29 protein-coding genes are annotated in these 26,235 nt (G+C 57.7%); 16 read left to right on the top strand and 13 right to left on the bottom strand.

What is annotated here, in order from left to right; genetic code table 11:
* Positions 1–43: 43 nt before the first annotated feature.
* On the bottom strand, positions 44–3,388 hold the full coding sequence (gene carB / locus ACR0EL_RS09650; protein ID WP_480499631.1) for a carbamoyl-phosphate synthase large subunit: 3,345 nt from the start codon (positions 3,386–3,388) through the stop codon (positions 44–46).
* 177 nt (positions 3,389–3,565) lie between these two features.
* Here carB and ACR0EL_RS09645 point away from each other — a divergent pair, with 177 nt between their 5' ends.
* The 4 genes from ACR0EL_RS09645 to aspS all read left to right on the top strand — a co-directional run bounded on the left by ACR0EL_RS09645 (position 3,566) and on the right by aspS (position 7,815).
* A complete protein-coding gene (locus tag ACR0EL_RS09645) occupies positions 3,566–4,693 on the top strand; it encodes an aminodeoxychorismate synthase component I (RefSeq protein WP_480499739.1) in 1,128 nt (375 codons plus the stop codon).
* Positions 4,648–5,292, top strand: a complete 645-nt coding sequence (locus ACR0EL_RS09640) for an aminotransferase class IV family protein (RefSeq protein WP_480499629.1) — start codon at positions 4,648–4,650, stop codon at positions 5,290–5,292. The genes ACR0EL_RS09645 and ACR0EL_RS09640 overlap by 46 nt, the downstream gene beginning before the upstream one ends.
* The gene (locus ACR0EL_RS09635; RefSeq protein WP_480499628.1) at positions 5,289–5,960 is read left to right on the top strand and encodes a CPBP family intramembrane glutamic endopeptidase; all 672 of its coding nucleotides are present in this window, start codon (positions 5,289–5,291) and stop codon (positions 5,958–5,960) included. Before ACR0EL_RS09640 ends, ACR0EL_RS09635 begins: the two co-directional genes overlap by 4 nt.
* Positions 5,961–6,039: 79 nt before the next feature.
* The gene (gene aspS, locus ACR0EL_RS09630; protein WP_480499627.1) at positions 6,040–7,815 is read left to right on the top strand and encodes an aspartate--tRNA ligase; all 1,776 of its coding nucleotides are present in this window, start codon (positions 6,040–6,042) and stop codon (positions 7,813–7,815) included.
* Positions 7,816–8,085: 270 nt separating this feature from the next.
* Here aspS and ACR0EL_RS09625 read toward each other — a convergent pair whose 3' ends face one another.
* Complete coding sequence (locus tag ACR0EL_RS09625) at positions 8,086–8,805, bottom strand: response regulator (RefSeq protein ID WP_480499626.1); 720 nt, start codon at positions 8,803–8,805, stop codon at positions 8,086–8,088.
* 135 nt (positions 8,806–8,940) lie between these two features.
* Between ACR0EL_RS09625 and mce the strand changes: the two genes are divergently transcribed.
* Both mce and ACR0EL_RS09615 read left to right on the top strand, forming a co-directional pair.
* Positions 8,941–9,345, top strand: a complete 405-nt coding sequence (mce, locus tag ACR0EL_RS09620; protein WP_480499625.1) for a methylmalonyl-CoA epimerase — start codon at positions 8,941–8,943, stop codon at positions 9,343–9,345.
* A 22-nt stretch (positions 9,346–9,367) separates the two neighbouring features.
* Positions 9,368–9,640 carry a DUF1467 family protein gene (locus ACR0EL_RS09615; protein WP_170536310.1) on the top strand — a complete coding sequence of 91 codons (273 nt, stop codon included), beginning with the start codon at positions 9,368–9,370 and terminating at the stop codon, positions 9,638–9,640.
* A gap of 6 nt (positions 9,641–9,646) precedes the next feature.
* On the opposite strand, the gene ACR0EL_RS09610 is transcribed toward ACR0EL_RS09615, so the two are convergent.
* The 3 genes from ACR0EL_RS09610 to ACR0EL_RS09600 form a co-directional block, all read right to left on the bottom strand.
* The gene (locus ACR0EL_RS09610) at positions 9,647–10,345 is read right to left on the bottom strand and encodes an EI24 domain-containing protein (RefSeq protein ID WP_353010493.1); all 699 of its coding nucleotides are present in this window, start codon (positions 10,343–10,345) and stop codon (positions 9,647–9,649) included.
* Complete coding sequence (locus ACR0EL_RS09605; protein ID WP_480499624.1) at positions 10,342–10,920, bottom strand: nitroreductase family protein; 579 nt, start codon at positions 10,918–10,920, stop codon at positions 10,342–10,344. The genes ACR0EL_RS09610 and ACR0EL_RS09605 overlap by 4 nt, the downstream gene beginning before the upstream one ends.
* A gap of 191 nt (positions 10,921–11,111) precedes the next feature.
* A complete protein-coding gene (locus ACR0EL_RS09600) occupies positions 11,112–11,360 on the bottom strand; it encodes a hypothetical protein (protein WP_480499623.1) in 249 nt (82 codons plus the stop codon).
* Between the two features lie 121 nt (positions 11,361–11,481).
* Between ACR0EL_RS09600 and ACR0EL_RS09595 the strand changes: the two genes are divergently transcribed.
* The 5 genes from ACR0EL_RS09595 (at position 11,482) to ACR0EL_RS09575 (ending at position 13,436) form a co-directional block, all read left to right on the top strand.
* On the top strand, positions 11,482–12,189 hold the full coding sequence (locus ACR0EL_RS09595; RefSeq protein WP_480499621.1) for a M48 family metallopeptidase: 708 nt from the start codon (positions 11,482–11,484) through the stop codon (positions 12,187–12,189).
* Complete coding sequence (locus ACR0EL_RS09590; protein ID WP_480499620.1) at positions 12,186–12,554, top strand: YigZ family protein; 369 nt, start codon at positions 12,186–12,188, stop codon at positions 12,552–12,554. The genes ACR0EL_RS09595 and ACR0EL_RS09590 overlap by 4 nt, the downstream gene beginning before the upstream one ends.
* Before the next feature lie 69 nt (positions 12,555–12,623).
* A complete protein-coding gene (locus tag ACR0EL_RS09585; protein ID WP_480499619.1) occupies positions 12,624–12,875 on the top strand; it encodes a DUF6455 family protein in 252 nt (83 codons plus the stop codon).
* 34 nt (positions 12,876–12,909) lie between these two features.
* Positions 12,910–13,158: a DUF6455 family protein gene (locus tag ACR0EL_RS09580; protein ID WP_353010505.1), complete on the top strand. Its 249-nt coding sequence runs from the start codon at positions 12,910–12,912 to the stop codon at positions 13,156–13,158.
* Positions 13,158–13,436 carry a DUF6455 family protein gene (locus tag ACR0EL_RS09575; RefSeq protein WP_480499617.1) on the top strand — a complete coding sequence of 93 codons (279 nt, stop codon included), beginning with the start codon at positions 13,158–13,160 and terminating at the stop codon, positions 13,434–13,436. The genes ACR0EL_RS09580 and ACR0EL_RS09575 overlap by 1 nt, the downstream gene beginning before the upstream one ends.
* Here the strand turns inward: ACR0EL_RS09575 and ACR0EL_RS09570 are convergent.
* Positions 13,419–13,661: a CDGSH iron-sulfur domain-containing protein gene (locus ACR0EL_RS09570; RefSeq protein WP_480499616.1), complete on the bottom strand. Its 243-nt coding sequence runs from the start codon at positions 13,659–13,661 to the stop codon at positions 13,419–13,421. The genes ACR0EL_RS09575 and ACR0EL_RS09570 overlap by 18 nt on opposite strands.
* Before the next feature lie 227 nt (positions 13,662–13,888).
* Here ACR0EL_RS09570 and ACR0EL_RS09565 point away from each other — a divergent pair, with 227 nt between their 5' ends.
* On the top strand, positions 13,889–14,077 hold the full coding sequence (locus ACR0EL_RS09565) for a hypothetical protein (protein WP_170536329.1): 189 nt from the start codon (positions 13,889–13,891) through the stop codon (positions 14,075–14,077).
* A gap of 123 nt (positions 14,078–14,200) precedes the next feature.
* Here ACR0EL_RS09565 and rimO read toward each other — a convergent pair whose 3' ends face one another.
* A complete protein-coding gene (rimO, locus tag ACR0EL_RS09560; protein WP_480499615.1) occupies positions 14,201–15,589 on the bottom strand; it encodes a 30S ribosomal protein S12 methylthiotransferase RimO in 1,389 nt (462 codons plus the stop codon).
* 94 nt (positions 15,590–15,683) lie between these two features.
* On the opposite strand from rimO, the gene ACR0EL_RS09555 reads away from it, so the two are divergent.
* Positions 15,684–17,636, top strand: a complete 1,953-nt coding sequence (locus ACR0EL_RS09555; protein WP_480499614.1) for an AsmA family protein — start codon at positions 15,684–15,686, stop codon at positions 17,634–17,636.
* Between the two features lie 34 nt (positions 17,637–17,670).
* Here ACR0EL_RS09555 and ACR0EL_RS09550 read toward each other — a convergent pair whose 3' ends face one another.
* From ACR0EL_RS09550 to ACR0EL_RS09535, 4 genes are read right to left on the bottom strand one after another with little or no spacing between them, the layout of a single operon-like run.
* On the bottom strand, positions 17,671–19,167 hold the full coding sequence (locus ACR0EL_RS09550) for a phosphomannomutase/phosphoglucomutase (RefSeq protein WP_480499613.1): 1,497 nt from the start codon (positions 19,165–19,167) through the stop codon (positions 17,671–17,673).
* A 15-nt stretch (positions 19,168–19,182) separates the two neighbouring features.
* A complete protein-coding gene (gene kdsA / locus ACR0EL_RS09545) occupies positions 19,183–20,016 on the bottom strand; it encodes a 3-deoxy-8-phosphooctulonate synthase (RefSeq protein ID WP_480499612.1) in 834 nt (277 codons plus the stop codon).
* Between the two features lie 5 nt (positions 20,017–20,021).
* On the bottom strand, positions 20,022–21,608 hold the full coding sequence (locus ACR0EL_RS09540; protein ID WP_480499611.1) for a KpsE/RkpR family capsule polysaccharide export protein: 1,587 nt from the start codon (positions 21,606–21,608) through the stop codon (positions 20,022–20,024).
* On the bottom strand, positions 21,586–22,245 hold the full coding sequence (locus tag ACR0EL_RS09535; RefSeq protein WP_353010523.1) for an ABC transporter ATP-binding protein: 660 nt from the start codon (positions 22,243–22,245) through the stop codon (positions 21,586–21,588). Before ACR0EL_RS09535 ends, ACR0EL_RS09540 begins: the two co-directional genes overlap by 23 nt.
* 150 nt (positions 22,246–22,395) lie before the next feature.
* Between ACR0EL_RS09535 and ACR0EL_RS09530 the strand changes: the two genes are divergently transcribed.
* Positions 22,396–22,983: a uracil-DNA glycosylase family protein gene (locus tag ACR0EL_RS09530; protein ID WP_480499610.1), complete on the top strand. Its 588-nt coding sequence runs from the start codon at positions 22,396–22,398 to the stop codon at positions 22,981–22,983.
* Positions 22,976–23,764: an SseB family protein gene (locus tag ACR0EL_RS09525; RefSeq protein ID WP_480499608.1), complete on the top strand. Its 789-nt coding sequence runs from the start codon at positions 22,976–22,978 to the stop codon at positions 23,762–23,764. The genes ACR0EL_RS09530 and ACR0EL_RS09525 overlap by 8 nt, the downstream gene beginning before the upstream one ends.
* Before the next feature lie 53 nt (positions 23,765–23,817).
* Here ACR0EL_RS09525 and yghU read toward each other — a convergent pair whose 3' ends face one another.
* A complete protein-coding gene (yghU, locus tag ACR0EL_RS09520; protein WP_480499607.1) occupies positions 23,818–24,696 on the bottom strand; it encodes a glutathione-dependent disulfide-bond oxidoreductase in 879 nt (292 codons plus the stop codon).
* A 249-nt stretch (positions 24,697–24,945) separates the two neighbouring features.
* Here yghU and ACR0EL_RS09515 point away from each other — a divergent pair, with 249 nt between their 5' ends.
* Entirely contained in the window at positions 24,946–25,464 is a 519-nt protein-coding gene (locus tag ACR0EL_RS09515; protein WP_480499605.1) for a YHS domain-containing (seleno)protein, read from the top strand.
* Between the two features lie 56 nt (positions 25,465–25,520).
* On the opposite strand, the gene ACR0EL_RS09510 is transcribed toward ACR0EL_RS09515, so the two are convergent.
* Positions 25,521–26,186 (bottom strand): J domain-containing protein, encoded by a 666-nt coding sequence (locus tag ACR0EL_RS09510; RefSeq protein WP_480499604.1) that lies wholly within the window; start codon positions 26,184–26,186, stop codon positions 25,521–25,523.
* Between the last annotated feature and the right edge of the window lie 49 nt (positions 26,187–26,235).

The raw sequence follows: 26,235 nt of genomic DNA, 5'->3' as shown, positions 1-26,235 counted from the left end.
CCCCGGTTCGCGACCGGGGGTTTTGCTCTACTCTTTGGGGAATTTACCCCTGCAGTGACTGTACCTCGACATCGCCTTCGGCCTGCGCCTTGATGGCCAGTGCGGCGGCGTGGCTGGCGGCGGCTGTGGTGAAATAAGGGATCTTGTCGTAGAGGGCGACGGAACGGATGACCTTGCTGTCTTCAACCGCCTGGGCGCCTTCGGTTGTGTTCATCACCAGCTGCACCTGACCGTCTTTCAGCATGTCTGCCACATCCGGGCGGCCTTCATAGACTTTGTTGACCAGATCGCAGGCAACGCCCTGTTCCGCCAGCCAGCTTTGCGTGCCGCGGGTGGCGACAAGGGCAAAGCCCTGTGCGGACAAAACCTGTGCGGCTTCGAGCATCGCGGGGGTTTTGTCGGCATCCTTGATCGAAATAAACGCGCGGCCCGATGTCGGTAGGACCATGCCAGCGCCCATCTGAGCCTTGAGGAATGCGCGTGGGAAGTCACGATCCCAGCCCATGACCTCACCGGTTGAGCGCATTTCGGGGCCAAGAATGGTGTCGACACCGGGGAACCGGGCGAAGGGCAGAACCGCCTCTTTCACCGAGAACCAAGGCATGTCCGGGTCGGCCAGTGTCATCTGATCGGCGATCTTGGTGTCCTGACCTTCCCGATAGGGCGGGCGTTGCGGGAAGTTCGAAAGCTTCTCGCCCGCCATCAACCGCGCCGCGATGGACGCAATTGCGCTATCGGTGGCCTTAGCGACGAAGGGCACGGTGCGCGAGGCGCGCGGGTTCACCTCGATCAGATAGATCTCGTCATCCTTGATCGCGAACTGAACGTTCATCAGGCCCACGACGTTCAGCGCCTTGGCCAGTTTGAACGTCTGATCCTTGATCTGCGCGATGATCTCTTTCGATAGCGAATAGGGCGGCAGCGAACAAGCCGAGTCGCCTGAGTGCACTCCGGCCTCTTCGATATGCTGCATGATGCCCGCGACGTGAACGTCGGTACCATCACACAGGGCATCCACATCTAGCTCAACCGCACCTGCCAGGTAGCTGTCCAGCAGAACAGGGCTGTCACCCGAAACCACCACGGCCTCGTTGATGTAGCGTTTGAGCTGGTCCACATCACGAACGATTTCCATCGCGCGGCCACCCAGAACGTAAGAGGGGCGGATCACCAGTGGGAACCCGATCTCATCCGCAATGGCCAGCGCTTCGGCATCGGTCGAGGCAATGCCGTTCTTCGGCTGTTTCAGACCCAGATCGTTCACCAGAGCCTGGAACCGCTCGCGGTCTTCGGCCAGGTCAATTGCATCCGGGGTGGTGCCGAGGATCGGAATGCCTTCGGCCTCTAGCGCGTTGGCCAGTTTCAGCGGGGTCTGGCCGCCGAACTGAACGATGACGCCATGCAATGTGCCGTTTTCCTGTTCCTTCGTTAGAATTTCCATGACGTGCTCGAAGGTCAGCGGTTCAAAATACAGACGGTCCGAGGTGTCATAGTCGGTCGAGACCGTCTCGGGGTTGCAGTTGACCATGATGGTCTCATACCCCGTGTCGGTCAGCGCGAAACAGGCGTGGCAGCAGCAATAATCGAACTCGATCCCCTGACCGATCCGGTTCGGGCCGCCGCCAAGGATAACGACCTTCTTGCGGTCGCTGGGGCGTGCCTCGCACTCAACCTCGCCCATCATTGGCGCCTCATAGGTCGAATACATATAGGGCGTCTGCGCTTCGAATTCGGCGGCGCAGGTGTCGATGCGTTTGAAGACGGCGGTCACGCCCAGATTGCGACGGGCACGGCGGACATTGTCCTCATCCCGACCGGTCAGGTTACCCAGACGCGCATCGGTGAAGCCCAGCATCTTCAGCCTGCGAATGCCTTCTTCGGTTATCGGCAAGCCGTTTTTGCGGACCTCTTGCTCGGCCTCGACGATCTCGCGGATACGGGACAGGAACCAGGGGTCGAACTTGGTAACGCCGAAAATCTCGTCATCGCTCAGGCCGTGTCGCATCGCTTGTGCTATGGTACGCAGACGATCCGGAGTTTGCTGGCTGATCGCCTTGATCACGGCAGCCTTGTCGTCCGCTGCGTCCCAGACACCCACATTCAAACCGGGGATTTCGACCTCATCAAAACCGGTCAGGCCTGATTCCATAGAGGCCAGCGCCTTTTGCATCGATTCGTGGATGGTGCGGCCAATGGACATGGCCTCTCCCACCGATTTCATCGCGGTGGTCAGGTGGGGTTCAGAGCCGGGGAACTTTTCGAAGGCGAATTTTGGTATCTTGGTGACGACATAGTCGATGGTCGGCTCGAATGAGGCGGGCGTGACCTTGGTGATGTCATTGTCCAATTCATCTAGCGTGTAGCCCACGGCCAACTTTGCGGCGATCTTGGCAATCGGGAATCCGGTCGCTTTGGACGCCAGCGCCGAGGACCGCGATACACGCGGATTCATCTCGATCACGACCATCCGGCCATCAACAGGGTTGATCGCCCATTGCACGTTCGACCCGCCGGTTTCCACACCGATCTCGCGCAGCACTGCAATCGAGTGATTGCGCATGATCTGGTATTCTTTGTCGGTCAGCGTGAGCGCCGGGGCCACAGTGATCGAGTCACCGGTATGCACGCCCATCGGGTCGACGTTTTCGATGGAACACACGATGATGGCGTTGTCGGCGGTGTCGCGCACCACCTCCATCTCGTACTCTTTCCAGCCCAGCAGGCTCTCGTCGATCAGGATCTGACCCACGGGCGATGCATCCATGCCCGAGCGGCAAATATGGATATAATCCTCACGGTTATAGGCCACACCGCCGCCGGTGCCGCCCAGCGTAAAGGCCGGGCGGATGATGGCGGGAAGGCCGACCGTTTCAAGGGTCTCCAGGGCCAGCGCCACGCCGGCCTCCAGGTCTTTCTTGCCCTCTGCGTTCTTGGGGGCGGTCACGATCTCGGCCTTGGGGTTTTCGATTCCCAGCCGGTCCATCGCCTCGCGGAACAGTTTGCGGTCTTCGGCCATCTCGATCGCGTCGCGTTTCGCGCCGATCATCTCAACACCGAATTCTTCGAGCACGCCCATTTCTTCCAATGCGAGCGAGGTGTTCAGGCCGGTTTGTCCGCCCATCGTGGGCAGCAAGGCGTCGGGGCGTTCTTTTTCGATAATCTTGGCGACAACTTCGGGTGTGATCGGTTCGATATAGGTGGCATCGGCTAGACCGGGATCGGTCATGATCGTGGCGGGGTTCGAGTTTACCAGAATGACCCGATAGCCTTCTTCACGCAGCGCCTTACAGGCCTGTGCCCCGGAATAGTCAAACTCGCATGCCTGCCCGATAACAATGGGCCCCGCCCCGATGATCATAATCGACTGTATGTCGGTTCTTCTCGGCATGGCTTTGCCCCTTCACAATGTACGAGTCACCGGCACCGCCCCAGTGCCCAAATTGTCCTGCGTTATAGGGTTCGCGCCAAAAGGTGCAAGAGGTATCGGAAATCGAGGCCAAATTGCCGCTTTATTCTCTTTCCATTGGCGGCGTATTCTCTATATCGCGCAGCACTGTTGATGAGGATGCACTTGCGTATTCGTTTCGATCAGGGCCCTGCCGGTCCGGGAACCCGGTTTGACCGGCCATCCCACATCATCCGCGCCGACAGGGCGGATCAGGTGCCGCATGCGCTGGCGGCTTTGGATGAGGCGCGCGCATCTGGTGGGTGGCTGGCCGGCTATGCCAGCTATGAGCTTGGCTGCACGCTTGAGCCCCGTCTGGCTGCGCGTCTACCAGAGGGGCGAAAGCTGCCTTTGCTGTGTTTTGGTGTCTATGACCCGCCAAAGCAAAGCGAATTGCCCAAAGCCTCGGGCGGTATATCAAAGTTTCAGCCGCGTTGGGACGAGGCGCGATACAGCCGGGCGTTCAAATCCGTGCATGACGCAATCGGCGCGGGCGATATTTATCAGGCCAATCTGACATTCCCGATTGAACTGGAAATCGACGGCGACAGCGCCTCGCTTTATGCGGCGCTGACCTCGGGCCAGCCGGTCGGACACGGGGCGTTGGTTCAGCAAGACGGATTGCCCGATCTGCTCAGCCGCTCGCCCGAGTTGTTTTTCCGTACAGATGAGGCTGGGCAGATCGAAACGCGTCCGATGAAAGGCACACAGCCACGTAGCGAGGATATGGCCGAGGACGCCCGCCGCCGAAACTTCTTGTCCAGCGACGAAAAAAATCGGGCCGAGAACTTGATGATCGTTGATCTGCTGCGCAACGATATCAGCCGGGTTGCCCTGCCGGGGTCGGTTCATGTGCCTGAGCTGTTCAAAGTCGAAACCTACGCGACCGTGCACCAGATGGTTTCGCTGGTGCGGGCAAAATTGCAGATTGGTGCTGGGCTGTCGGACATCCTGACGGCTCTGTTCCCGTGTGGGTCTATCACCGGTGCCCCCAAAATCCGCGCGATGGAGATTTTGTCTGAGTTGGAGCCTTGGCCGCGCGACATCTATTGCGGCACAATTGGCTGGGCCGCGCCGGATGGCCGGTCCGAGTTCAACGTCGCCATCCGTACGCTTATGGCGGAGGGTGGCAAAGCGACCCTGAATGTCGGCGGCGGCGTGGTCTGGGACAGCACAGCCCCATCGGAATACGAGGAGGCATTATGGAAAGCCCGCTTTGTCCACCAGTTGAACCTGATTTCCGCCTGATCGAAACGCTGGGCTTTCAGCCCGGGCAAGGGTTCAAGCGGGAGGATCGGCACCTGAACCGTATGAGCCAAACAGCATCGGCTCTGGCCTTGCCTTTCGACCGTGAGGCGGCGCGGGGGATGTTGTCCGAGGTGGAGTGTGATGTCGCCCTTCGGTGCAGGCTAACGATGGATGTCGCTGGCCAGTTCGATCTGACAGCCGCCCCCCTGGCGGACAATCCCTCACTCTGGCGACTTGCCGTCTCTGACACCAAGTTGAGTTCCGATGACATCTGGCTCCGCCACAAAACAACCCGTCGTGTGATCTATGATACTGCGCGCGCGTCGATGCCCAGAGCTGTCGATGAGTTGTTGTTCCTGAACGAGCGGGGCGAGCTGTGCGAGGGGTCAATCACCAATCTGTTCCTTGAAACACGCGACGGTCGTCACTTAACTCCGAAACTATCGAGCGGGTTGTTGCCCGGTATCTTGCGCGAAGAGTTGCTGGAACAGGATTATGCTGAGGCAGTGCTGACGTTGAACGACTTGAAGGATGCGAAAGCGGTTTACATGGGGAATTCCCTGCGCGGTCTGATCCCGGCTGAGTTGGTGAGCTTGTGAATAGGAGCGCGGCATTAACAACCCCTCCGGTCGCGCTGACGCGCTTAAGGTTTGAGTTTTGCCTGTTTTTCATCGTAGCCCCTTTGGCCATCGCGGTTTTCCTGCCGCCCAACTGGATGTTTCCGGCGCTATTCGCCTTCATCGGTCTGGGTATCCTTCTGCTGCACGCGACACCGGGGTTTCGCTGGGCCGAACTAAGATACGGCTGGGCGAACTGGTCGCTGCGTGAACTGGCGCTGTTTGCAGGGGCGACCGCTGCGTTCTGTATCGCGCTGATCTATGTCACACGCCCGGACGCGGCTTTTGCGCTTCTACGGTACCGGCCCGAGTTGCTGGCCTTCATCTGGGTTGGCTATCCGTTGCTGTCTGCATTACCACAGGAGTTGCTGTTTCGGCCGCTATTCTTCCGCCGGTATCACGCCTTGCTACCCGAAGGGCGCCGGGCCGACTTGCTGAACGCAGCCATCTTTTCCTTCGCGCATCTGATGTATTGGAGCTGGATTGTAGCCATCATGACCTTTGTTGGTGGGCTGTTCTTTAGCTGGGCCTATCGCAAGCGCGGTTCGTTCTTCTACGCGGTTTTGCTGCACGCGATTGCGGGGAATATCATCTTTGCCGTGGGTCTGGGTGTGTATTTCTATTCAGGCAACGTGCAAAGGCCGTTTTGACGGGGCGACCTGCCTTGACTTTCCGGGCCTGACGGGGTGTATCGGCGCGACGAATTCTGCGCCCGAAGGGATATGATCGATGCACGCCTATCGCAGCCACACCTGCGCCGCTCTGACCGCCGCCAATGTTGGTGAAACCGTCCGCCTGTCCGGTTGGGTGCATCGTGTCCGAGATCACGGCGGCGTACTGTTCATCGACCTGCGCGACCATTTCGGTGTGACCCAGGTTTTGTGCGACGGCGATAGTGCGGCATTTGCTGAACTGGAAAAGGTACGGTCCGAGTGGTGCATCCGCATCGACGGCACTGTCAAAGCCCGCGACGCTGATCTCATTAACCCGAAATTGCCGACAGGCGAGATCGAGGTTTATGTGCGTGAGCTGGAGGTTCTTGGTGCTGCCGACGAATTGCCGTTGATGGTGTTCGGCGATCAGGAATACCCCGAGGAAACTCGCCTGCGCTATCGTTATCTGGACCTGCGCCGTGAGGCGATGCAGCAGAACATGACCCTGCGCTCGGACGTTGTGGCCTCGATGCGTCGCCGCATGTGGGATCAGGGCTTCCGTGAATATCAGACGCCGATCATCACGGCCTCGTCCCCCGAAGGCGCGCGCGACTTTCTGGTGCCCTCGCGTCTGCACCCCGGCAAATTCTACGCGCTTCCTCAGGCGCCTCAGCAGTTCAAACAGCTGATCATGGTGTCGGGTTTCGACAAGTACTTCCAGATTGCACCATGCTTCCGGGACGAAGACCCGCGCGCGGACCGGTCACCCACCGATTTCTACCAGCTTGACCTTGAGATGTCCTTTGTCGAGCAGCAGGACGTGTTCGACACGATCCAGCCCGTTCTGACCGGCGTGTTTGAAGAGTTCGGCGGTGGCCGTAAGGTCGATCAGGACTGGCCGCAGATTTCCTACAAGGATGCGGCCCTGTGGTATGGCAGCGACAAGCCCGACCTGCGGAACCCTATTAAAATGCAAGTGGTCTCCGACCACTTCCGCGGGTCTGGCTTCGCGATTTTCGCAAAGCTGCTGGAGCAGGAAGGCACCGAAATCCGCGCCATCCCAGCGCCGACCGGGGGTAGCCGCAAGTTCTGTGACCGCATGAACGCCTTTGCCCAGAAAGAGGGTCTGCCGGGGATGGGTTACATCTTCTGGCGGGATCAGGGCGAAGGGATGGAGGCCGCTGGCCCGCTGGCCAAAAACATCGGCCCCGAGCGGACCGAGGCGATCCGTCAGCAGCTGGGTCTAGGCGTCGGCGACGCGGCGTTCTTCCTGGGGGGCAAGCCGAAAGCCTTTGAGAAGGTCGCTGGCAAGGCGCGCGATGTCATCGGCGAAGAACTGAACCTGACGGAAAATGACCGTTTTGCCTTTGCCTGGATTGTGGATTTCCCGATCTATGAACAGGACGAGGAAACCGGCGCCATCGACTTTGAACATAACCCGTTCTCGATGCCGCAGGGCGGTATGGAGGCGCTGAACGGCAATCCCCTGGACGTGCGCGGCTATCAGTACGATCTGGCCTGTAACGGCTATGAGCTGGTCTCGGGCGCGATCCGGAACCACAAGCCGGAAATCATGCTGAAAGCCTTTGAGCTAGCGGGTTATGGCGAGGAAGAAGTCAAATCCCGCTTTGGCGCGTTGTTCAACGCGTTCCACTATGGTGCGCCGCCGCACGGGGGCTGCGCAGCGGGTATCGACCGGATCGTGATGCTGCTGGCCGATGAGGCCAATATCCGTGAGGTCATGATGTTCCCGATGAACCAACGCGCAGAAGACCTGATGATGGATGCCCCCTCTGATCCGAGCTCTGATCAGTTGATGGAACTGGGTCTGCGGATCATTCCGCAGGATTAGATCACCGTGGCCAGACTTTGCTCACGAGCTGGTGAAGCGCGAAACATCGGTCGATTTGCGGCTGAAAGGCCCCTCAATTTGCGATCCCTCCCTCCGCGCATAGCGGGGGAGTAGTGCGCGAGCGGGTAAAACACTTCGGAAACCCACTGCTAGTCGACGAGCTTTTCCAACCGTTCTCGGTTGACGCGAATGGAACGGGCGGTTTGGCGGGTGTGGCGGTACATCCAGACAAACAGCAATGATGCGGTGATAAAATACGCGGTTGCCATTTCAGATTGCCTCTCTCTGTTCCAGGCGGCTTTGAACAAGGCCCGCAACCTGCGCAGCCAGTGCAGTGATCGGGGTGCCTTGAACGCGCGAATGGGCAAGCTTGCGCGCGGCTTCTGCAAGGACAGTATCTTCGGCCTCACGCGCAACGCCCTGCAGAAACTGGGCGGCATAATCCAAGGTGCGTGGATCGGTGGGTCCGGCCAGAACATCTGCGATATGGGCCATGTCATCTTGATAAGCTAGGGGGTCGGGCTGGATCACTTCATCCCGGACCGAATGCAGGCCACTGGGGCGTCGATCCTCGGGCAGGCATTCGAGGATAGATTTCTGAAAATAAGACATGGATTTTAAAGGCTTGGGCAGGAAGCCATCCGCCCCGACGCTCTGAGCTACAGCCTGATTTCCATCATCGCCTGACATGCCCAGAATCACGCTGATCCGTGGGGAGGCCGCGCTGAGTTCAGCGATCAAATCTGCGCCCGAGCCGTCCGGCAATCCCATATCGACCAGAATGACAGACGGGCGATAGATCTGCAGATGACGGCGAGCGGATTTCAGACAGTCTGCGCGCCTGATCCTTGCCCCGCTGTGCAGGCACATCAAACGAATGGCATCGCAGGCGTAGCGACTGTCTTCGACGACCAAAATGGTTTGTCCCAGCAGCGGCCGCGTTGCCGTGGGCGCGGCGATGGTTGTGGCGAAGGGGACCGAATCGTCCATGTCAGCTCTCCTATCCAACAGATGGTTTACGCTAGGAACTTCTGGCTAACACAGGGTTAACGGGCGATTTGGCGCACTTGTTCTTTGCGGGGGCTACCCCCATAACCCATGTAACTCAAGCCATAGGAGACTAATATGATCGGACGCCTGAACCACGTCGCCATCGCCGTACCCGACCTAGAAGCTGCATCCGAGCAGTACCGTGCTGCGCTGGGCGCTAAGGTGGGTGCACCGCAGGATGAGCCGGATCATGGTGTCACGGTTGTGTTCATCGAGCTGCCCAATACCAAAATCGAACTTCTGTATCCGCTGGGCGATGATAGTCCGATCAACGGGTTCCTCGAAAAAAACCCCTCAGGGGGCATTCACCATGTGTGCTATGAGGTCGAAGATATCATCGCCGCCCGCGATCACCTGAAAGAAACCGGTGCGCGTGTGTTGGGCAGTGGCGAGCCAAAAACTGGCGCGCATGGCAAACCCGTTTTGTTCTTGCATCCCAAGGATTTCAACGGCTGCCTGGTCGAGCTAGAGCAGGTATAACGCAAAGCCCGGAGGGCCCGAAATGACCATCACCGCTGCGCTGGTGCTGTTTGCAGTCATCTGGTTTTTGACGCTGCTTGTAGTACTTCCCATTCGCATAAAAACGCAGGGCGATCTGGGCGATATCGTACCGGGCACCCATGCGGGCGCGCCAGAAGTGCACTACATGAAGAAAAAGATGTGGATCACGACCGGTATCACGTTCGTTCTGTGGGCGATCATCGCAGGGATCATCCTGTCCGGATGGATTTCGGTGCGGGATTTCGACTGGCTGAACCAGCTGGAACCCCGCTGATTGGCGTTAGGCTGTGCGGGCCGACACAGCGTGATAGATGTGGGTGAACGTCGCGGCCCCGATAATTGGGATCACCAAATTCACCAGCGGGACCGAGAGCGGGATAGCCATGAGTGTACCTGCAAGCCAGATCGTGGAGGCATGCTTCGCACGCAACTGACGCGCCCCGTCGCGCCCCAACCGGCGCATGGCTGCCAAGGTAAAGTACTCGCGCCCTAGCAGGAAGCCGTTCATTGCCCAGAAGATGAAAGGCGCGAATGGGGGGAACATGGCATAGAGGATCAGCGCCAGAAGGTTTGCCAGAATCAACACACCCATAAAGCTGAGACCGTCCATCACCGCTTCGCTGAACGGGATGCGAGGGACGGGCGGCAGGTGGGTATAGTGCTTGTCTTCAACCGCTTGCGCCACCTCCTCCAGAAAGATCGAGGTGATGGCCGAGGCCACGGGCACCATCAGGAATACGGGCAATATCATCACTAAAAAGATGCCCGAGTAGTTGAGCACATCGTTCAGCCAAGACACCTCGCCGACAAAAGGCAGCGAGATTTCACTGCCGGATAAGGAATTGATGAACCAGATCGCGCCCGCACAGGCAAGAAAGAGCAAAAGGATCGTCAGGCCGATCCCACGCAGCAAAACCGACCGGAACTTGGGGTCGCCAATCTGACCGAGCGCTGCAAAAAACGCGTTGAGGATGATCATTCAGAAACCCAGTCGGTCAGTGCATCAATGTCAGGGCGAGGGCGTTCAGGCGGGATGGCCCCTTCGGTGGCGATATGGATCAGCCCGGCCAGACGTTCGTTACCGGCCAACCCGAACGCTGCTTTACAGAATGCGGGGTCATGAGATTGCCAGCCAGACAACCAGTTCGCACCCCAGCCCGCGGCCAATGCGGCGTTCAGCAAGGCAAGGCAAACAGCCCCGGCAGAATAGGTCTGTTCAATCGCCGGGATTTTTTCCGAAGGTTTTTGAACCTCGACAACAGCGACGGCCAGATGTCCAAAGTCAAACTGACTGCGGGCCTTGGCAATGTCTTCCGGGGTTTTCCCAAGCGACTGGCCACATGTCTCGGTCAACTCCGCCAGACGAGCCATCGCGCCATTTTCGATCACGATAAAGCGCCAGGGCTCCAGCTTACCATGATCCGGGCTGCGCGCAGCGGCGGTCAGCAAAGGCACTAGCTGATCCCGCGTCGGGGCCGGAGCGACCAGCGTCTTTGCAGGCCGAGACCGGCGCGACAACAAAAACTCCAAAGCAGCAGGGTTTTTCAGGGACATATGTTAACTTCCTTTACATCAGCTCTGCCTATCTTGGGCGCTGTGGCTGGCGTTTCAAGGGCGTGCTTATGTATTTGGCGGATCAATTTCACCTCAACCTGTGCTGTGCAAGTGGAATAGCGCACAAAAAACCGGCTGCGCCGCCTGAACGCGGCGCGGGTTTTTAGGGCTGGGCAGATTGGTTCGAGGGTTTATTCACGCTGATCCAGTGTTTCTCGGATCTGATAAACACCTTCGGGCAAATCCAGGGCCGCCGCCAGATCACGCACCTGTTCGGGCGACAGGGTAATCTTCTGAATTTGCTCGGTCCGGGGGTCCAGTTGTTCCAGAGTCACACATTCGGCGAAACTGTTGATGACCACATCCTCTTGCAAAGGCTTGGGGCCTTCATCCACCAGAGTAATGACGGTCGAGTCGAATTCATGCTCAATCGAAAACATGATGTCAGAGTGCAGTCCAGAGCCTCTCAATGCAACCCGCAACTGATCGAAACCGCAGTGGTACTGACCGCCAGGTATGACTATGTTGGGCTGAAAGCCTGATTGGCAAAAGGAACAATCCATGCATCGCTTTGCTCTGCTTATGTCGGCCGTGTTTCTTGCGGCGTGCTCAACAGGCGAGTTGCGTTTGGTTCCTGCTGAGGATTGGCGCGGGCTGAAGCCCGACGAGGCTGCTAGTGCTGCGGCCTTTCGGACCGTGAGTCGAGAAGTTGGTCAGGAGGCGCGTACGCAATGCAAGCGGTCCGCCAGCGCAGAGAATTGTGATTTCGGCATTTTTGTCGATTTGAATCCGTCTGCCCCACCAAATGCATTTCAGACTTTGGATGATCAGAAGCAGCCTGCCATCATCTTTACACGTTCAATGATCGAATCGACCCGGAACACTGATGAACTGGCCTTCGTGATGGGACATGAAGCGGCGCACCACGTGCTGAACCACATTGCCCGACAAAGTAAGAACGCCAGCATAGGTGCTGCGAAATTTGGTGAGGCGGAACGTATACGAGGTAAGGGGGACGCCGCTGTGGAGCGGGCGCAGAAGCTGGGGGCGAAGGTCGGGGTGCAGGCCTATGTGCAGGACTTTGAGCTTGAAGCAGACCAACTGGGAACGATCATAACCTTCAACGCTGGTTACAACCCGTTGGTTGGCGCAAAGTACTTTGATCGCATCCCAGATCCCGGAGACAGCTTTCTGGGAACTCACCCGCCGAATGCCGAGCGGGTTCAGATCGTTCTGGAAACCTCTCGCAAACTGGGCCTGTCGCCGTGACCGAACTGGTGCGGCTGGGTGTGATCCTGACGGATCGCGGATCAAAATACGCGGTGTCAGGTGCGGCGGTATCGTCACGTGCACAGGTCGATGCGGTACTGACCGCGTTGAAACGTGATAAGTCCTACGCCAAAGCCACTCACAATATCTGGGCCGCGACCCTACCGACGGGGTCACTCAAAGCCGATGACGGGGAAAGCGGCGCGGGCATGGTCATCCTACGGATGATGGAGCGCGAAGAGCTGCAGAATCACGTGATCATCGTCACCCGTTGGTACGGCGGGAAAAAGCTGGGCGGTGATCGTTTTCGGCGTGTTCAAGATGCAACGCGCGCCTATTTTAACCATATCGCGGCCTCTGCTTGACCTGAATCAAGGTTTTACTTTGGCCAGCAGATACCTTTCCCTCATGGCGCGACAGGGAAAGGACAGGACATGCCCAGCCGAGAGACTTTGCGATTGCACGCCGGATTGGTCGACGACATGGCGCGGATGCTGGATATTGACCTGCAGGAAACAGCGATCGAAGGCAGGATATCGATTGATCAGATTTCGGATGCTGTTGTTCGGTGTGCCGATTGCCCGAACCCGAAACACTGCCAACACCTGTTGCAGCATGCCGATGCGCTGGATCGTGCGCCGGAATATTGCCGCAACCAAGATTTGCTGCACAAGCTAAGACGCTAACTACGGTGATCTGATGCCACTGCTCGGAGATATCATGACCCACCTCCGTCTGGTCCTGCGGATGGGGCAGGCGACCGGCACCGATCTCGTTACCGCGCATCGCACAGGTCATCTCAGTCAGGAAGACTGGGCCGAGATGATCCGGTGTTGCCGTGGTTGTATGTGGGCAAAGCAATGCCCTGAATGGCTGAACGAGCGCGAAGTCGCTGCAGCCGCCCCCAACAGATGTCCAAATCGAGCACGATTTGCGGCGCTGAAACGCGCGCAGATGGAAGACGCCTGATGCCCCGTCAAATGCTGGGCCAGATTGAAAAGCACTTCTGGTTGACACGTTCTGTAGCGCGTTCAATGGGTATTTCTTTCACCGAAGTGATGGCCGAAGGGCGACTTTCCGCCGAAGGATATGCGGCATTGGTGACGCGTTGCAGGGCAGCGGGTTGCAGCAAGGAATGCGCGATCTGGTTGGCTAAAAACCGGGGCCTCACAACGTCGGCGCCCGAGTTCTGTGCAAATGCCGATCAGCTTGCTGCCTTGCGCCAACGGTCAAATCTTCGAATGTGATCCATCGCACAAAGGTGCTTTCTGGCTGTGCTTGCAGCAGCAGAAGAACACCTTTTTGTTGGATTCAGCCGTGTATTTCAGGGGTTCAAAGTCCGTACCCTTGTGCGATCCATCGCAAAATGGCTGCTTCGCTGATCGGCCGCACGCGCACCAGAAATAGGTCTTGCCCTCGACAACATCGATGGGAACGGGTTCCTTTTTGGCAATGATTGGTGCGTCTGACATGTGGCTACTCCGTTATTGGCTAATGTCACCTGAAAGAGTAAGGCAATGCCTCAGAAAGGGTAGAGCAAATGCAAATCGCTTGCAGATAAGCGGTTCCACAGGCATAGGTTCGCTGCCGGTCACCGGTTCGTGATCGATTCTGTTGCCAGAGTGTTTTTCTGACTTTATCCTGATGATGGCCCCGAAAAACTGGGCAATATCAGAAAAGTAATAGAGGAAAGACGGACATGAAACTGAAACTCGCTGCTGTTGGCGCCTTCGCACTGATCCTGACTGCCTGCGCGCAGCAGGAAGAACCTACGCCTGTCTACGTTCAGCCAAGCTATGACAAGGCTGGCACACCAAGCTGCCCGGGCGGGTATGACCTGGCGACAACCGAAGCAGGTGAGACCGTCTGTAATCCGGTTACACAATAAGCTTTCTGCAGGCGGTCCGGTCTGGGCCGCCTGTCCCCCAAGCGAATGAAGCCGCCTGACAGGCGGTTTTTTGTTTTGTGCTGAACATGGACATACGAGCGGCCCGGTCACGAATGACGCTGCTCAGCTGATCTTTCCCCACAGGTCATATTCACCGGCTTCGTCAACCGTTACCTGGACAATGTCGCCTGGTTTAAGGTCTTCGAACCTCTCGTCAATGAACAGGTTCCCATCAATCTCTGGTGCATCCGCTTTGGTGCGGCAGGTGGCAGCCTCGGCATCCACTTCGTCTACGATCACCTGGATCGTTTGCCCGACCTTGGCCTGAAGCTTCGCCTCGGAAATCGCCTGTGCTTTCTCCATAAAGCGCTCCCACCGGTTTTGTTTGATTTCGTCGGGAACATGATCCGGCAGGTCGTTCGAGCGTGCGCCAGCGACGTTTTCGTATTGAAAACAGCCAACGCGATCTAGCTGCGCCTCATCCATCCAGTCCAGCAACGTTTGAAACTCGGCCTCTGTCTCGCCCGGGTAGCCAACGATAAATGTCGAGCGCAGGGTTATGTCAGGGCATATGGCGCGCCAGGCCCGGATTTCATCCAGGGTTTTTGCGGCTGCCGCAGGGCGCGCCATGCGTTTCAGAACATCCGGGTGCGCGTGTTGGAACGGGATATCCAGGTAAGGCAGCACGTTGCACCCGGCATCCGCCATCAACGGGATCAACTCGCGTACATGCGGATAGGGGTAGACATAGTGCAGGCGCACCCAGGCATCGAGCTCTCCCAACTCACGCGCCAGATCGGTGATATGGCTGCGGACCTCGCGACCTTTCCAAGGATTCACATCGTATTTCCGATCCAAACCATAGGCCGAGGTATCCTGCGAGATCACCAGCAACTCGCGCACACCGTTATCGACTAGTTTTTCTGCCTCGCGCAGCACCGCATGGGCCGGACGGCTGGCCAGCTTCCCACGCATGTCGGGGATGATGCAGAACTTGCATTTGTGGTTACAGCCTTCCGAAATTTTCAAATAGCTGTAGTGGCGCGGGGTTAGTTGCACGCTGCTGGCAGGTAGCAGGTCGACGAACGGGTCCGGGTCCGGCGGAACCGCCGAATGTACCGCATCCAGAACCTGTTCGTATTGATGGGGTCCGGTGACTGCCATAATGCGCGGGTGATGTTCGCGGATATAATCCGGTTCCGCCCCAAGGCAGCCGGTGACGATCACTTTGCCGTTTTCAACCAGTGCTTCGCCAATCGCATCCAGGGACTCGGCCTTGGCACTGTCCAGAAACCCGCAGGTGTTCACGATCACGGCATCGGCCCCTGAATAGTCGGGTGAGATGCCGTACCCTTCGGCCCTCAGACGGGTCAGGATACGCTCACTATCAACCAGCGCTTTCGGGCATCCCAACGACACCATGCCAATGGTTGGCTGGTTTGAACGGGAGGTCTCAGGCATCCGGGCGGTGGGCGCCAGGTCGGGGCGCAGATTTGGCGGGTTCGTGGTCATGGCGCGGCATATAGTGGGGAAAGCTTCCCCTTGCAAATGTCGCGATGCATTTGGATGATGAAATCAAACAGGCCAGCAGGTGGAGAGCAGACACATGAAATGGCTAATACGCATCTTGTTCATTCTTGTCGCTGTTGTTGGGCTGGTCATTGGCGCCTTACTGCTGATGCCTGGCGACAAGCTTGCGGCAATCCTGTCCGAACAGGTGAAGGCCCAAACAGGCCGTGATCTGACCCTGACAGGTGACGTAAACCTGTCGTTCTGGCCGGTTTTGGGGATGGAGACCGGTCCGGTGACATTCGGCAACGCCTCTTGGGCCGGTCCCGAACCGATGCTAAGCGCGCAAAGCCTTGCAGTGGGTGTTGATGCCGCCGCTCTGCTGGCGGGGGATTTAAAGATCAAACGTGTCTTTGCGGATAATCCCGTTCTGCGCCTCGAACTGTCGGAGGGGCGGGGAAACTGGGTGTTGGGCGCGCCTTCTTCTGCATCGTCCGGAGGTGGCAGCACCTCTGGCACAGCACCAACCGAATCGAGTGCAGCGGTGACGCTGGAACGGTTAGAGCTTACGGATGCGCGCCTCATCTACATTGAAAACGGCGAAACCCAGATGGATTTCTCGGGTGTGACGCTGTCGGCCAGCTGGCCTGATGTGTCGGCCCCTATGGTCATGCAGGCCAACATGGGTGTGCCGGGCGGTGCGGTGCAGGTGGACCTGAAGATCCCCGATCTTCCCGCGTTTTCCGCTGGTGAGGTGACGCCCCTAGAACTGTCATTGAAAGCGCCTGGTGGCGAGATAGGGTTCGACGGTCGGGTCAACCTGTCCGGAGAGATGGACGGAAAGACGCAAATCACCACCCAAAGCACTGAAAAGATGTTAGCCGCTTTTGGGCAGGGAGGTGTCGGCGTTCCCTATGGCTTGGGCCAGACGGCGGATATCTCGACCCAGATGACCTACACAAAAGACGGCAAGGTGTCGTTGCGCGATATGGTGGCCCAGCTTGACAACAACCGTTTTGCGGGCGAAGCCGATATCACGATTGCCACGACGCCGAACATCGTCGCCCGGTTGGACGCGGGGGCGTTGGATCTCACCAAAGCAACTGGTGCGGTGGAGGGATCGGATGGGGGCTCGGCGCCCTCGGCCAGCGAAGGCTGGTCCAAAGACCCGATTGATGCATCGGCCTTGTCTCTGGCGAATGGCCAAATTCGCCTGACCGCGAAGTCTATTGCGGTTCCGGGGATGGAGTTTGGCGCGTCGGACCTTACACTTAATCTGGATCGCGCGCGCGCGGTGTTGGAAATGCACCCCGCGACGTTGTTTTCCGGTCAGCTTAACGGGCAGGTGGTCGCGAACAATCGAAACGGCTTGTCCGTGGGCGGCAACCTGAAAGCCAGTGGCCTCAATCTGCAACAGGCGTTAACGACACTGGCGGGGGTAGAACGCCTGTCCGGTACCGCATCAGGGGCGGTCGAGTTTCTGGGGGTGGGGCAGACCGAAGATCAGATCATGCGCTCACTTAGTGGCAAGGGCAACGTAGATGTTGAGACTGGTGTGATCTCAGGCTTTGATCTGGATCGGCTTATGGGCCGCGGCACAGGATCAGGCGGCACAACGGTGTTTAACAGCCTGACCGCCAGCTATGTGATCGACAAAGGTGTACTGACCAATGATGACCTGTTGATGTCGCTTAAGAATTTCCGCGCCGATGGCAAAGGCAGCGTCAATCTGGGTGCTCGTAGCATCGACTATCTGTTCACACCAACCGCGCTGCGGGCCAATTCTGGCGATGGTATTTCGGTGCCGGTGCGTATTGAGGGGCCGTGGAGCAACCCCTCGATCAAACCCGATCTGACGAAAGTCATCGAGGCTGCGGCTGAAGGGAAGGTCAAGGAACTGGAAGACAGCGCCAAACAGAAGGTATTTGACAAGGTTGGGCAAGAGCTGGACACAACAGTCACCGATAGCGATCAGATTGAAGATGCCCTGAAGAACAAGCTGGAGGAAGAGGCCAAGAAAGGCCTGCTGAAATTGTTCGGCGGTGATTGAGAGCTAACGGGTAGGGGCTTTGCCCCCAACACCCTCAAATGGTCTGATCGTAGTCGCCGACACCGGGTTCTGATCGGATGACAGCATCGATATCCGCGAAGATGGCGCGCATTTCGGCCTCGCTTTTGCTGCTTTCGCAAACAACCACCAAGTTGGGTGTGTTCGAAGACGCACGCACCAATCCCCAGCTACCATTATCCAGAATGACGCGGGCACCGTTGACGGTCACCACCTCTTTGATCGCGCGGCCCGCAAGGCTTTCGCCCGCTTCTGCTTTGGCGACCAGCTTGTCGACCAGCCGGTTCAGAATATCGTATTTTTCGGTATCCGACGCGTAGGGCGACATGGTTGGTGTGGACCATGTCTTGGGCAAGGCCTTGCGCAGGTCCGACATGCTTTGGTCCGGGTTGCGATCCATCAGCTTGCAGATCTCAACAGCGACGCGCATGCCGCAGTCGTAACCACGCCCGACCGGTTCGGCCAGAAAGTAATGCCCGGATTTCTCAAACCCTGCTAAAGCGCCAATCTCTTTGACGCGCCGTTTCATGTGGCTGTGCCCGGTTTTCCAATAGTCGGCTTTGACCCCCATGGCCTGTAGTTCTGGGTCGCTGGCGAACAGGCCAGTGGATTTCACATCCGCAACAAAGGTCGCACCTGGATGTAGTTTGGCAAGATCACGGGCCATGATGACACCGACCTTGTCGGCGAAAATCTCTTCGCCTTCGTCATCGACAACACCGCAGCGATCGCCGTCCCCGTCAAAGCCAAGCGCCAGATCGGCACTGCTTGATTTAACGGTATCGGCCATGTCGTGCAGCATCTCCATGGCTTCTGGATTGGGGTTGTAGTTGGGGAATGTGTAGTCCAGCCGGGTGTGGCTGGGCACGACTTCAACCCCGATCCGTTCAAGGACTTCGGGCGCGAATGCTGAGGCTGTGCCGTTGCCGGTGGCGCAGACCACTTTCAGCGGGCGGGTCATTTTGAAATCACCGACAAGATCATCGATATAGGCGTCTTTCACGCCATCGACGAATTCATATGATCCACCTGATTGGGGCTGCCCTTCGCCGCTCAGAACGATGTCACGCAGTTCGGCCATCTCATCCGGGCCGTGAGTCAGCGGACGCTCGAACCCCATTTTCACACCGGTCCAGCCGTTTGGATTGTGGCTAGCCGTAACCATGGCTACGGCCGGAACATCCAGGTGGAACTGCGCGAAATAGGCCATTGGGCTAAGCGCGGGGCCAATATCCTTGACCTGAATGCCCGCCTGCATCAGCCCCAGGATCAGTGCGTTTTTGATCGATAGGGAGTAGTCGCGGTAGTCGTTTCCAACCGCTATGACAGGCTCGATCCCGCGCCGCTGAATTTGTGTGCCCAAACCCAGGCCAAGCGCCGTCATCCCGGGCAGGTTGATCTCTTCGGGATATTTCCAGCGCGCGTCGTATTCCCGAAATCCTGTGGGCTTGATCATCGCGTCGCGCAGAAAGCGCCAGGTGTTTGGGGACACCTTGGGGATGGGTTTGGTCACAACAGTACTCAATCGTTAAATCTGGATGGGGTTCGCTTTGGCAAGCGCATCGAAACGCATCAATGTGTCGATGAGTTTTGGCATTTGGTCCAGATAAATCATGTTCGGACCATCGCAAGGCGCATTGTCCGGATCCTGGTGCGTTTCCATGAAAACTGCCGCTGCGCCGACTGCCACCGCTGCGCGCGCCATCACGGGCGCGAATTCACGCTGGCCGCCAGATGACCCGCCTTGGCCGCCTGGTTGCTGCACCGAGTGAGTTGCATCCATGACGACGGGGTAACCGGTCTGAGCCATTTGAGGCAGCGAGCGCATATCGGCCACCAAGGTATTGTAGCCAAAGGATGTGCCACGCTCGGTCAACAAGATGTTCTGATTGCCGGTGCTTTCGATCTTCGAGATGATGTTCGGCATTTCCCAAGGGGCCAGAAACTGCCCCTTTTTAACGTTGATCACAGCGCCCGTATTTCCTGCAGCCAACAGCATATCCGTTTGGCGGCACAGGAAGGCCGGGATCTGCAATACATCCACCGCCTCTGCTGCGATGGCGCATTGGGCTTCGGTGTGGACGTCTGTCAACACCGGCACACCGATGGTTTTGCGAATGCCGTCCAGAACCTTCAGCCCCGCATCAATACCCATGCCACGTTTGCCCGACAGCGAGGTCCGGTTGGCCTTGTCATAAGAGGCTTTGAACACGTATTGCGCGCCCGCGGCGTCGCAGGCTTCTTTCATCTTGCCCGCAATCATCTGGGCATGATCGGCTGTTTCAAGCTGGCACGGACCGGCAATAATGGTCAGCGGAAGATCGTTGCCGACCGTCAGGTCGGAGATTTTGACATGTTTCATGTGTTTTACGAGGATACCTGTTCACGAAGGACCGACGCGGTAAGCGAGATCATCAGGTAGATACCAGCAAACAACAGGAAAGCCAAAATCGTATTTTCGAACTTGCGCGGATAGCTGGGATCTTGGCTTGGTACGGGATTGACCGAGACGGTCAGATACCGCACCTGCCGGTTGGCCTCGGTTCGTGTGGTTTCCATGTACTGCATCGCGGTTTGCAGCAACATATCCCGTGCGACCAAATCAGCCTGTGCCATTTGAATCCGAACGCTGAGGCGGGCTAGCGAGTTTTCGCCTGCCGAGACATCCAGCATCTCGGCATTCAGCTCGTCAAGTACGTTTTCCAGCCGGGCGATATCGCCGTTCACTCCGTCGACCTTGGCCTGGTTGGGGCGCAGATTGTCCAGCAGGGCGGCCAGCTCAAGGCGTTTGTCCTGCAGCAAAATCTCGATCTCGTTAATCCGACCACGCAGACCTGCAAGAACGTTTTCGGGGTCAAGAACCGCGCCTTGAAGCTGTAGTTCGATCAGGTCTTCCTGGGCTTGCCTGCGCGCCTCTTGCGCGGCCTCGAAACTTTCAAGCGCATCGCGCATTTGGTCATCACGCTTTTCACCAGACAGCGTGTTCACACGACTTTCTGCGTAGGAAATCAGGCGCTCAGAAAACTCGGTCGAGGTTTGCGGGTCCGGGGCGATGATTTCCATCCGGATAATTCCGTCGGTAGGATCGTATCCGATCGTTACGATGCGCTTATAAAGCTTATATGCCTCTTCAAGTGTCGCGTCTGGGGCCAGACGTTGGACCGGATCGATCCAATCCTGCTTGAACACTTCAGTGAACCCCGCATCCCGGTCCAACAGCAGCAAAGCTTCTTTTGATTCCAGAAAATCCTGCACTGAAACCGAATCCTGTGCCGTGGCGAATTGTGTGCCCGACAGCAGGCCGCCTACAGAGCCGCCCGCAGCATCCGCTTGCAGGATCGAGAACGAGGAGTTGCTGGCATACATCGGCGTCGCGATGCGGTAGAAATAGAACCCTACGACAAAGGTAGGCAGCAGAACAAACGCGGCCAATCTGGCGAATAGGGTGAACAGCTTGATGCGCCGCCTGCGCGCGATCTCTTTCTGAATTTGCCCGATTTCCAGGTTGCGCCGCTCGGCCGGGCTCATTTCAGGGCCCGGAACACTGTACTGTTTTTCCTGCGTGGTTTGGGGCAGCTGAACCCGGACCTTGTCTTTGGGCCTGCCGGGATTTGCGTCTGCACCCGGCTCTTTTGCGGCGGCAAGTTCGAGCAGATTGGTCCGCTCGAACGGATCAATGCCCTTTTTGCGCAGCAGGCGCACAGCGTCATAGTCCGAGGACGCTGCAAGCCCGTGCTTTTGGGCAAGACGTCGTGCGATGCGCAATTGGCGCCCGGTCAGACCTTCGCGCTTTATGTCGTCCAGTTCTGTTCCGGGCTGGGATTCATTGGCGGCGGCGGGGCTTTGTGTGGCGTTTCGAATGCGCGCAATAGCGTCCGCGCGCGCCTCGGCCGAGGCATCGACCTGCCGCTTGCGGCCCAGATTGTACTTTCTAACCTTGGGTTTCGTAGTCATATAGCTGTTTTGCCTCTTCCAAGGTTTCAAACATGTAAAGCTGCCCGTCCAACAGAACCGCTGCCTGTTGGGCAAACTTCTCTAGTGTTTCGGGGCTGTGCGATACAATCACCAAGGTCGTCGTGCGCAGACGCTCCTGTAAGATGTCCCCGGCTTTTTTGTTGAACTCAACATCCGTGGAGGAGGGCATCCCCTCATCAATCAGATACATGTCGAAATCCAGCGCCAGCAGCAGCGAAAAGGTGAATCGCGCCCGCATCCCCGAGGAATAGGTCGCAAGCGGTTGGTTAAAGTATTCACCCAAACCGCAAAGCCAACTGCAATAGGCCTCAACATAATCGGGGTCCATGCCGTAGATTTTGGCGATGTAGCGCGCGTTTTCTAACGCCGACATTTTGCTGGACACACCGCCAGTAAATCCCATTGGAAAGGACACTTTGCAGTCACGGCGAATGACCCCTTCATCCGGCTTTTCCAACCCGGCCATCATATTGATAAGTGTGGTTTTTCCGGTTCCATTGGGGGCGAGGACACCAAGCGATTTTCCCAGCTCAACCCGGAATGAGACCTGATCCAGGATCACCTTTCGGCTGGTCCCGGTCCAGAAGGATTTGCTGACATTCTCGAACTCAAGCATCTGCTCTCTGCTGCTCAATCCAGTATTGTGTCGCTCTTATCACATGGCGATGAGGTGCATTTCCTATCGGTCCATGTTGGCTACATTATGTCGAATTATGAAACAAATCATCAATATGCGCCAGCGGTTGGAAGGGACAGGTTACATTCCATGGTCAATCTGATCGATGAGATTCAAGCTTGCCGCCTTTGCGCCGATCAATTTGCGCAAACCGAGACGGCCCATTCGCCGCGACCGGTCGTTTGGTTTAAGCCGGGTACACCTATCCTGATAGCGGGGCAGGCGCCTGGCGCCCGCGTACACGAGTCGGGCCGCCCGTTCACGGATCCCTCTGGGGATCGATTACGCGCTTGGTTGGGCATTGATGATTCCGTCTTCTACGACCGGGCCAAGCTGTCCATTGTGCCCATGGCCCTTTGTTTTCCGGGCTATGACGCCAAGGGCGCGGATTTGCCGCCTCCTGCGATTTGCCAAAAGACATGGCATGATCGCGTGGTCGAGACGCTTGGCAAGGTCCCGCTAACGGTTCTTGTAGGTGGCCATGCCCATAAGTACCACCTTGGTGCGCGTAGTTCCGTCACAGATACGGTCAAAGATTGGAAGTCCCACGCACCACATGTCTTCCCCTTGCCTCATCCGTCCTGGCGCAATACGGCATGGTTAAAGAAAAACCCGTGGTTCGAAGCCGAGCTGCTGCCAGTTTTGCGGGCCAGGGTGCAAGAGGTACTGGATGACTGAAACAACGGCATTGGATACGGCCCACGCCGCGATGCACGCCGCCCCGAACGATGACAAAGCCCGGCTGAGGTTTTTTGAGCGTTTGGCAGATAGTGAACTGTTCCTGATGCTGACCGAAGAGGCCCAGGGCGACAACATCTCACCCGAGGTGTTCGACGTAGCGGACGGGCAATTTGTGCTGGCGTTTGATCGCGAAGACAGGCTGGCACAGTTTGCGGATCGTCCGGTGCCCTATGTTGCGTTGTCCGGTCGGGCGCTGTCATCGATGCTTGCGGGGCAGGGGATCGGCCTGGGCCTGAACCTGGAGTTGGCCCCGTCATCGATGTTGATCCCGGCCCAGGCGCTGGGCTGGTTGGCGACGACCTTGCAGCACGGCCCGGAAGAAGTGCAGGAGAGGATTGCTGAGTTTCTGCCACCCAAAGGGCTGCCCGACAATCTGCTGACCGCACTGGATACAAAGCTGGCCACCGCCGGTGGGTTGGCCCAGTCGGCCTATCTGGTCGCGACGAAATCAGAACACGGTGCAACAGGGCATTTGCTGGGGTTCGTAGGCGCGATTGAGGGGGCGGAGGCGGCTCTGGCAAAGGCCGCATCCGAGGCATTGACCTTTTCAGGTGTCGAGGCGGGTGCGATGGATGTTGGGTTCTTCGCCATGGATGACGTCGCGGCTGGGCTGCTGGCAAAAACAGGCTTGCGGTTCGACCTGCCACAGCCGGAACAACCGGATACTATACGCCCCGCCCCGGGGAGTGACCCCGAAAAGCCGCCAATCCTGAAGTAACGGGCTACGTCTTACGCGGCGCTGTGACAGCACCGCGTAAGACGTGATCTGTTTTATTCGGACGCTGCTTCCAGCTTGTCCTGCGTGCGTGTTTCGAAATCGCTGGCCTCATGCCGTTCATGCAATTGGGTATGCGGCTCACCAAACGGGCGGTTGACCATGCGGCCTCTTTGAACCGCCGGACGCGCGTCAATCGCTTTGGCCCAACGCATGACGTTTTTGTAGGATTCGACATCCAGAAACTCTGCAGCGTCATAGAGGCGGCCCAGAACAAGTTGCCCATACCAGGGCCAGATGGCCATGTCGGCGATGGTGTAATCTTCGCCCGCGATATAGGTTTTTTCTGCCAGTTCCCGGTCCAGAACGTCCAGTTGGCGCTTGGTTTCCATTGCGAACCGGTCGATCGGGTATTCCCATTTTTCAGGCGCATAAGCGTAGAAATGGCCAAAACCGCCGCCCAGATATGGCGCACTGCCCATCTGCCAGAACACCCAGTTCATCACCTCGGTCCGTTCCGGGCCGGACTTGGGCAGGAAGGCGTCGAACTTCTCGGCCAGATGAAACAGGATCGAGGCGCTTTCGAAAACGCGGAGCGGTTCGTCGCCGGAGCGATCCCAAAGCGCAGGGATTTTCGAGTTCGGGTTGGCCCCAACAAATCCCGAGCTGAACTGATCACCCTCTCCGATATTGATCAACCAGGCATTATATTCGGCACCTTCGTGACCCAGCGCCAACAGCTCTTCCAGCATCACGGTAACTTTGACGCCATTTGGCGTGGCCAGCGAATACAGCTGCAAAGGATGGCGTCCAACGGGAAGATCCTTGTCATGGGTCGCGCCCGCGATAGGCCGGTTGATGTTAGCAAATCGCCCGCCGCTTTCGCTGTCCCATGTCCAGACCTTGGGGGGAGTATATGTGGATTGATCGCTCATCTGGTGCCTTTCTTACCAAATCCGGGTGCCCGCGCGCCCGATCCTCCTACAGCTAATGTTGCAATCTTCCGAGTCCAACCCCGCCTATCGGTGCTTCCTGTAATATTCCCCGGCGAACATCTCACGATTTCTCGTTCTGGGTCACAGCGGCGCGAGCAGGGCTACGACGGGAAACAAATTCGCTTATTGTTAGCGCAGTCCCGCCAACACGGCGCCCTTGGGCACATGACCTAGAAAAGGAATGACCATATGAAACGCTTTGCTTTGAATTTCGCTGCGGCCATGACACTGGCTGTTCCGGCCTTCGCCGGCCCGCAATACGTTGACGGCACCGGATTTGCCGTCTCGGGCTATGACGTGGTTGCCTATCGCAACCTGGATCAGGTTCCTGTTGGCCAAAGTCAGCCATCAGGCGTTCGTGGAAACGCGGATATTACAGCTGAATATAACGGTGCGACCTGGGCGTTTTCCACCGAAGAGAACCGCGACAAGTTTCTGGAAAACCCGGCCTACTATGCGCCCCAGTATGATGGCCACTGCGCTTATGGCGTTTCAAAAGGCGGCAAGGTCCCGGCGAACCCGAACCTGTGGCGCATCGTTGATGACAAACTGTATCTGAACATCACGGATGTTGTGGTCGGCTTCTGGGAAGAAGATGTGCCGGGCAATATCAATCTGGCCGAAGGCAACTGGCCGGGCATTGAAACCGGTGATGCGTCGACCAGTGTTATCCCCAAATTCACCTCGGAAGGTCCGGTTAGCAACTAAACGACCACTCACGAAACAAGGCCCGGCTTACCCCCACAAGCCGGGCCTTATGCTGATCAGCTGGCAAGCCAGTATTCGTTCCGGATCGCCTGATCAGCTTCGAACCGAATGCGCACGCTTTTCGCGCCGGGGAATTTGCTTTCGCAGATCGTATCCGGAATGACGACCTCACCAGCGCCTTGGTCGTTTGACTGAAAGCTCAGAACCTCGGTTTCGCTGTTTCTCGATGAGCTTAGAACCGAGGTCGGCAGAGCAATACGATTTGCGCCTTCACACACTGGCGTTGGCACAAAATAAGTCAGATTGCGCCCATAGTATCCAACTGCGTCAGGGACATGATCCGATTCCGCAAGCGTGGCCGCGTCAGGGTCAGTGGCACTATGCGATTCCGCACTTGGCAAGGCACGGCTCGGGTCCAACATGGCCACACAATTGGCGATATCTTCGGGCTCCAGCTCGATAATGCGCCGCCGCAGACGTGGTCGCCGCGGTTGGCTGGGCCCGTTGTTGGCGCCTTTGACGGTCAAGCCTTCTTTGCGCAGATAATCATAGGCCGCTTTGGCCCGTGCGAAGTTTGCAGAATCCCCACCCGTGTGATCGGGATGGGCGTGAAAGGCGATGCGCCGCCACGCATCCCGGATATCATCCGGAGCGGCATTGGGGTCCAACCCGAGGTCCGCGAGTGCGTCCCTGCGCGCCTTTACCTTATCAGTCTGTTCCATACTCAATACACTCTTTACAAACACATGATCCGAGTTTCAGGATCGTCAC

Source organism: Ruegeria sp. AH12, assembly GCF_056541465.1.
The sequence above is the reverse complement of the archived record's forward strand: the minus strand, read 5'-3'. Positions and strand labels throughout refer to the sequence as shown.

Excerpts from the sequence above, each read along its gene's own strand:
- carB (WP_480499631.1), bottom strand. The coding sequence starts at position 3,388 with ATGCCGAGAAGAACCGACATACAGTCGATTATGATCATCGGGGCGGGG.
- ACR0EL_RS09645 (WP_480499739.1), top strand. The coding sequence starts at position 3,566 with ATGCACTTGCGTATTCGTTTCGATCAGGGCCCTGCCGGTCCGGGAACC.
- ACR0EL_RS09640 (WP_480499629.1), top strand. The coding sequence starts at position 4,648 with ATGGAAAGCCCGCTTTGTCCACCAGTTGAACCTGATTTCCGCCTGATC.
- aspS (WP_480499627.1), top strand. The coding sequence starts at position 6,040 with ATGCACGCCTATCGCAGCCACACCTGCGCCGCTCTGACCGCCGCCAAT.
- ACR0EL_RS09625 (WP_480499626.1), bottom strand. The coding sequence starts at position 8,805 with ATGGACGATTCGGTCCCCTTCGCCACAACCATCGCCGCGCCCACGGCA.
- mce (WP_480499625.1), top strand. The coding sequence starts at position 8,941 with ATGATCGGACGCCTGAACCACGTCGCCATCGCCGTACCCGACCTAGAA.
- ACR0EL_RS09615 (WP_170536310.1), top strand. The coding sequence starts at position 9,368 with ATGACCATCACCGCTGCGCTGGTGCTGTTTGCAGTCATCTGGTTTTTG.
- ACR0EL_RS09610 (WP_353010493.1), bottom strand. The coding sequence starts at position 10,345 with ATGATCATCCTCAACGCGTTTTTTGCAGCGCTCGGTCAGATTGGCGAC.
- ACR0EL_RS09605 (WP_480499624.1), bottom strand. The coding sequence starts at position 10,920 with ATGTCCCTGAAAAACCCTGCTGCTTTGGAGTTTTTGTTGTCGCGCCGG.
- ACR0EL_RS09600 (WP_480499623.1), bottom strand. The coding sequence starts at position 11,360 with ATGTTTTCGATTGAGCATGAATTCGACTCGACCGTCATTACTCTGGTG.
- ACR0EL_RS09595 (WP_480499621.1), top strand. The coding sequence starts at position 11,482 with ATGCATCGCTTTGCTCTGCTTATGTCGGCCGTGTTTCTTGCGGCGTGC.
- ACR0EL_RS09585 (WP_480499619.1), top strand. The coding sequence starts at position 12,624 with ATGCCCAGCCGAGAGACTTTGCGATTGCACGCCGGATTGGTCGACGAC.
- ACR0EL_RS09580 (WP_353010505.1), top strand. The coding sequence starts at position 12,910 with ATGACCCACCTCCGTCTGGTCCTGCGGATGGGGCAGGCGACCGGCACC.
- ACR0EL_RS09575 (WP_480499617.1), top strand. The coding sequence starts at position 13,158 with ATGCCCCGTCAAATGCTGGGCCAGATTGAAAAGCACTTCTGGTTGACA.
- ACR0EL_RS09570 (WP_480499616.1), bottom strand. The coding sequence starts at position 13,661 with ATGTCAGACGCACCAATCATTGCCAAAAAGGAACCCGTTCCCATCGAT.
- ACR0EL_RS09565 (WP_170536329.1), top strand. The coding sequence starts at position 13,889 with ATGAAACTGAAACTCGCTGCTGTTGGCGCCTTCGCACTGATCCTGACT.
- rimO (WP_480499615.1), bottom strand. The coding sequence starts at position 15,589 with ATGACCACGAACCCGCCAAATCTGCGCCCCGACCTGGCGCCCACCGCC.
- ACR0EL_RS09555 (WP_480499614.1), top strand. The coding sequence starts at position 15,684 with ATGAAATGGCTAATACGCATCTTGTTCATTCTTGTCGCTGTTGTTGGG.
- kdsA (WP_480499612.1), bottom strand. The coding sequence starts at position 20,016 with ATGAAACATGTCAAAATCTCCGACCTGACGGTCGGCAACGATCTTCCG.
- ACR0EL_RS09540 (WP_480499611.1), bottom strand. The coding sequence starts at position 21,608 with ATGACTACGAAACCCAAGGTTAGAAAGTACAATCTGGGCCGCAAGCGG.
- ACR0EL_RS09535 (WP_353010523.1), bottom strand. The coding sequence starts at position 22,245 with ATGCTTGAGTTCGAGAATGTCAGCAAATCCTTCTGGACCGGGACCAGC.
- ACR0EL_RS09530 (WP_480499610.1), top strand. The coding sequence starts at position 22,396 with ATGGTCAATCTGATCGATGAGATTCAAGCTTGCCGCCTTTGCGCCGAT.
- ACR0EL_RS09525 (WP_480499608.1), top strand. The coding sequence starts at position 22,976 with ATGACTGAAACAACGGCATTGGATACGGCCCACGCCGCGATGCACGCC.
- yghU (WP_480499607.1), bottom strand. The coding sequence starts at position 24,696 with ATGAGCGATCAATCCACATATACTCCCCCCAAGGTCTGGACATGGGAC.
- ACR0EL_RS09515 (WP_480499605.1), top strand. The coding sequence starts at position 24,946 with ATGAAACGCTTTGCTTTGAATTTCGCTGCGGCCATGACACTGGCTGTT.
- ACR0EL_RS09510 (WP_480499604.1), bottom strand. The coding sequence starts at position 26,186 with ATGGAACAGACTGATAAGGTAAAGGCGCGCAGGGACGCACTCGCGGAC.